Source organism: Nocardioides sp. P5_C9_2, assembly GCF_054049555.1.
This window is the reverse complement of sequence record NZ_JBFUMD010000346.1, coordinates 1-4,298: the sequence shown is the minus strand read 5'-3', so window position 1 is coordinate 4,298 and position 4,298 is coordinate 1. Positions and strand designations below refer to the sequence as shown.

Sequence of the window (4,298 nt, the reverse complement as noted above, 5' to 3'; positions counted from 1 at the left end):
GCCGAGGCACGCGTCGGTGCCCGGGAGTGCCGTCAGGTGGCGCGCCGCCCGGTGCACGGCCCAGCCCTTCACCACGCCGTCCGTGTCGAGGACCGTGCGCCCGTCGGGTCCGGGGCGCCACACGTCGAAGGCGCCGTCCGAGGCGGTGCGCGCCTCCGCGGCCAGTGCCAGGACCTCCCGGACCTCCGCCGGTGCGTCCGCCAGGGTGACCAGACCAGCGTTGTGGCGGCTCACCCACGAGTCCTCGCGGTAGCGGCTGAACATCGCGTCCGCCGCGCGCAGGTCGGCCTGCACCCGCCCCCAGGCCGCCCGGGCGACCTCGTCCCCGGCGTGCCTGCCTCGCAGGGCCACGCTGACGGGCAGCCCCATCACCTGCACGACGTCGCGCCAGGCGGGCGACCGGGGCGTCGTACCGAGCGCGCTCACAGCCCCGCCTGGTCCAGGGCGCTCTGCAGCGACTGCTGGTAGCCGGTGCTGGTGTACGTCGCGCCGCTCACCATGTCGATGTTCGCGCTCTGGGCGCTCATGGTCTCGTCGACCAGGATCGGCAGGGCGTAGCCGTTGATCTGGGCGTCCGTGCCGTTGCTGTCGGGGTACTGCAGCACCGAGACACCGGTGATCTTGGAGCCCGCGATGCTGACGGCGACCTGCACCGGGCCCCACCGGGTCTGGACGGTGTCGCCGGTGACCGTGCTGCTCGCGGTCGACGAGCCGCCGGACCCGGAGCCGCCGGACGCGCCGCCGGAGGAGCCGCCGGACGAGCCGCTCGGGGACCCGGCGGCGGGTGCCGCGGACGAGCCCGTGGTCGACGGTTCGGCCAGCACGCCGGCGCTGTAGGCCGAGGTGGTGGAGTGCGTGGCCAGCGGGCCGGCGAAGGAGGTGTGGTAGCCGGCGAGCAGCATCAGCACCACGACGGTGCTCGCGAACCACAGGGCGATCCGTCTCATCTCGTCACCAGCCGAACGCTTCGATGTGGATGTGGGACTCGGGGACGCCGGCGCGGCGCAGGTCGGCGACGACCAGGTCGGCCCAGGGTGTGGGTCCGCACACGTAGACGTCCCGGTGCGCGATGTCGGGCACCCAGTGCTGCAGGGCGGCCAGGTCGCTGTAGCGGCCGGCATGGGCGTCGCCCAGCCACGAGTCGGGGCCCCGGCGACGCCCGGGCAGGTGCAGGACGCGGACCCCCCGGGCGGTGAGGCGGCGCAGGTCCTCGGTGAACGCACCGGGACCGCTCGCACGGTGCAGCACCACCACGTCGCCGGCGGGGGCGAGCTCCTCGGCCAGGGCGACGAGCGGCGCCGAACCGACCCCCGCGCCGATCATCGCGACCTTGTCGCCGTGCCGGCTGCGGGGGCTCAGGCGGCCGTAGGGGCCCTCCACGAGGACCCGGCTGCCGCGGGTCAGGGTGGCCGTCGAGCCGCTGCCGTCGCCCACCGACTGCACGGTGATCCGCAGTCGCCGGCCGTCGGGGGCCGCGGACAGCGAGTAGGGGTTGGCCCGCGACCAGCCGTCGCGGCCCAGGAACCGCCAGCTCATCCACTGCCCGCCCTGCACCGGCAACCGGTCCAGGTGCTTGCCGGTCACGACGACCGACACCACGCCGGGCGCCTCCTCGACGACGTCCTCGACCCGCAGCCCGTGCCGCAGGTTGCGGACCACCGGCAGCGCCACCCGCCACACGAGCACCGCGACCGTCACGGCGCCCCAGGCGGTCCACCAGAAGATCGCACGACCCGTCGAGGAGACCAGCTCCTGCCCGGTCCACAGCTGGTGCGGCAGGGCCAGCCCGGCACCGAGATAGGCGTAGAGGTGGATGAGGTGCCAAGACTCGTAGCGCAGCCGCTTCCGCGCCGCCCGGACGCTGGTGACCACGACGAGCACCAGCGCGACGAAGCCGGCGTCGGCCAGCAGCATCGCCGGGTAGGTGCGGGTGAGGTCCCACAGCTCGGCGGGCCACCGCAGCAGCGAGCCCGCGGCGTACCCCCAGGTGATGAGCACGACGTGCGCGAGCATCAGGTTGAACGACGAGAAGCCGATGGTCCGGTGCAGGTGGGTGAGCCGGTCCTGACCGAACGCCCGCTCCAGCACCGGTACCCGGGCCATGAGCAGGACCTGTGCGAGCAGGAGCACCGAGGCGACCAGCCCGGTCCAGCGGCCGACGGAGATGAGGCCGGTCGTCCAGCCGCCGAGGTCGCCGAGGCCTCCGCCGGCGACCCACCAGTAGGTCACGAGAGCCAGCGACCCGGTCAGCAGGGCCGTCGCTCCTCGACGTACGGCCAGGTCGAAGGCGGCGCGGCTCGGGGTCATGGTGACCAGATTCCGCCGCCTTGCTGGGTAACCGGTGGGACGGACCTGTGAGGTTGCTGTGGGTCTGGCGACGAGGTCGGCCGGACCCTCGGTGGCGATGACTGGGCGGCGCGTCCCTAGGGTGCGTCCATGACGACCGCTCGCACCGTCCCCGTCACCACCGAGATGGACGGTGACGAGCTCGATGCCATGGACGCCTGGCACCTGGCCCGCCAGCACGGCCTGAGGAGGATCGCGGTCGAGTCGTTCGTCCGCTTCCGGTACGGCGACGGGTTCACCAACTCCCGTGCGCTCGCCCTGCAGGCCTGCCTGGCGGTCGTGCCGTTCCTGCTCGCGCTGACCGGCCTCGCCGCCGACCTCGACGAGGAGCGCCCCGCCCAGGTCGTCGCCCACGTCGTCGACTCCCTCTCGCCCGGGGCCGGCGAGGGTGACGCCCTCACCACCGCGGTGGAGAAGTCCGACGAGTCCGACGCGGCCGGCGAGGTGGCGCTCGTCCTCGGCCTCGGCTTCGCCCTGGTCTCCATGACGACCGCCATGGCTCAGGTCGAGCGGGGCGCCAACCGCATCTACGGGATCCGGCGCGACCGCAAGGCACTGGCCAAGTACGGCCGGGCCGCGGTCCTCACCGGAGTGCTGGCCGGACCCGTCGGCATCGGGTTCCTCATGATCGTCGGCGGCGGGGCCTTCGGCGAGGCGATGGCCGACAGCTACGGGTGGTCGGAGGGAGCCGTCCGGTGGTGGAACGTGCTGCGCTGGCCGGTCGGGCTCGGGCTGCTCGTCCTCACCATCGCGGTGCTGCTCGACCACGCACCGCGGCGGCGCCAGCCGGCCCTGTCCTGGCTGGCGCTCGGCTCGGGCATCGCCGTCGTGCTCAGCGCGCTCGCGACCGTGGGCCTCGCGCTCCACGTGTCGCTGAGCGGCTCGTTCGGCAGCGTGTACGGCCCGCTCGCCGGCGTCTTCGCGCTGCTGCTGTGGGCGCTGCTGTCCTCGATCGCCCTCTTCTACGGCACCGCCGTGTGCGCCCAGCTCGAGGCGCTGCGCGCCGGGGACACCCACCCGGCGCTGCCGGACCCGGGACGCCCCCACGCGCGCACCGTCGACGAGGGACCAGGCGACGTCTGAGCCGAGGCGGGCCGGCGACGTCTGAGCCGACACGGGCCCCGGTCAGTCGCCGGTGACGACCGGGCCGACCACGTCGACGAGGTCGTCCATGCCACCGGCGTTGACGACGTCGGCGAAGCCCAGCGCGGTCATCCGCTCGAGCGCGACTCCGGCCCGGCGCCCGGTCTCGCAGTAGAGGACGTAGATCTGGTCGGGGTCCAGGGCGCCCGCTGCGGCGTCGAAGTCGCCGGACTCCAGCGGGATGGACACCGCGCCCTCGAGGTGGCCGGCGGCGTACTCGTCGGGGTTGCGCACGTCGACGAGCGCCGCGCCGTTCTCGACGAGGTCGTGGGCCTCCTCCGGCGCGATGACACCGGCGTCGGCGTCCGCGGACCGCTCGGAGGACGACTCCGCGGCAGGGTCGGACGAGGAGTCCGAGTCGGATCCGCATCCCACCAGCGCGGCGATCAGTGCCAGCACGGTGAGCACGGAACGGACCATCGCTCCAATATGACAGACGGGCGCCGTCAGCGGCAGGGCTAGCGTGGTCCCATGGACGCAGGAGACTGGGACGCCAGGTACGCCGCCAGTGAGCTGGTGTGGTCCCGGGGACCGAATCAGCAGGTCGCGACCGAGTGTGCCGGCCTCGCGCCGGGCCGTGCGGTCGACCTGGCCTGCGGTGAGGGCCGCAACGCGATCTGGCTGGCCTCGCTCGGCTGGGAGGTCACCGCGGTCGACTTCTCGCAGGTCGCTCTCGACAAGGGGCGCCGGCTCGCCGGGGCCGTGGCGGTCGACTGGGTCTGCGCCGACGCCACCCAGTGGCGGGGTGAGGGCTTCGACCTCGCGGTCGCCGCCTACTTCCAGGTGCCGGCCGACGCTCGTCGTGCGGC

6 protein-coding genes are annotated in these 4,298 nt (G+C 73.8%); 2 read left to right on the top strand and 4 right to left on the bottom strand.

Translation table 11 applies throughout. From position 1 onward, the window contains the following. The 3 genes from ACXJKL_RS15700 to ACXJKL_RS15690 form a co-directional block, all read right to left on the bottom strand. The coding region (locus ACXJKL_RS15700; protein ID WP_457207967.1) for an FAD:protein FMN transferase at nucleotides 1-426 on the bottom strand (426 nt) is incomplete at its 3' end. Further along, nucleotides 423-947, bottom strand: a complete 525-nt coding sequence (locus tag ACXJKL_RS15695; RefSeq protein WP_457207966.1) for an FMN-binding protein — start codon at nucleotides 945-947, stop codon at nucleotides 423-425. The genes ACXJKL_RS15695 and ACXJKL_RS15700, both read right to left, overlap by 4 nt. Before the next feature lie 4 nt (nucleotides 948-951). Beyond that, nucleotides 952-2,307: a ferredoxin reductase family protein gene (locus ACXJKL_RS15690; RefSeq protein ID WP_457207965.1), complete on the bottom strand. Its 1,356-nt coding sequence runs from the start codon at nucleotides 2,305-2,307 to the stop codon at nucleotides 952-954. A 129-nt stretch (nucleotides 2,308-2,436) separates the two neighbouring features. On the opposite strand from ACXJKL_RS15690, the gene ACXJKL_RS15685 reads away from it, so the two are divergent. Then, the gene (locus ACXJKL_RS15685) at nucleotides 2,437-3,429 is read left to right on the top strand and encodes a YihY/virulence factor BrkB family protein (protein WP_457207964.1); all 993 of its coding nucleotides are present in this window, start codon (nucleotides 2,437-2,439) and stop codon (nucleotides 3,427-3,429) included. Between the two features lie 42 nt (nucleotides 3,430-3,471). Here ACXJKL_RS15685 and ACXJKL_RS15680 read toward each other — a convergent pair whose 3' ends face one another. Continuing rightward, complete coding sequence (locus ACXJKL_RS15680; protein WP_457207963.1) at nucleotides 3,472-3,909, bottom strand: rhodanese-like domain-containing protein; 438 nt, start codon at nucleotides 3,907-3,909, stop codon at nucleotides 3,472-3,474. Between the two features lie 51 nt (nucleotides 3,910-3,960). On the opposite strand from ACXJKL_RS15680, the gene ACXJKL_RS15675 reads away from it, so the two are divergent. Next, nucleotides 3,961-4,298, top strand: a 338-nt coding sequence (locus tag ACXJKL_RS15675) for a class I SAM-dependent methyltransferase (protein ID WP_457207962.1), incomplete at its 3' end; no start/stop codon positions are given.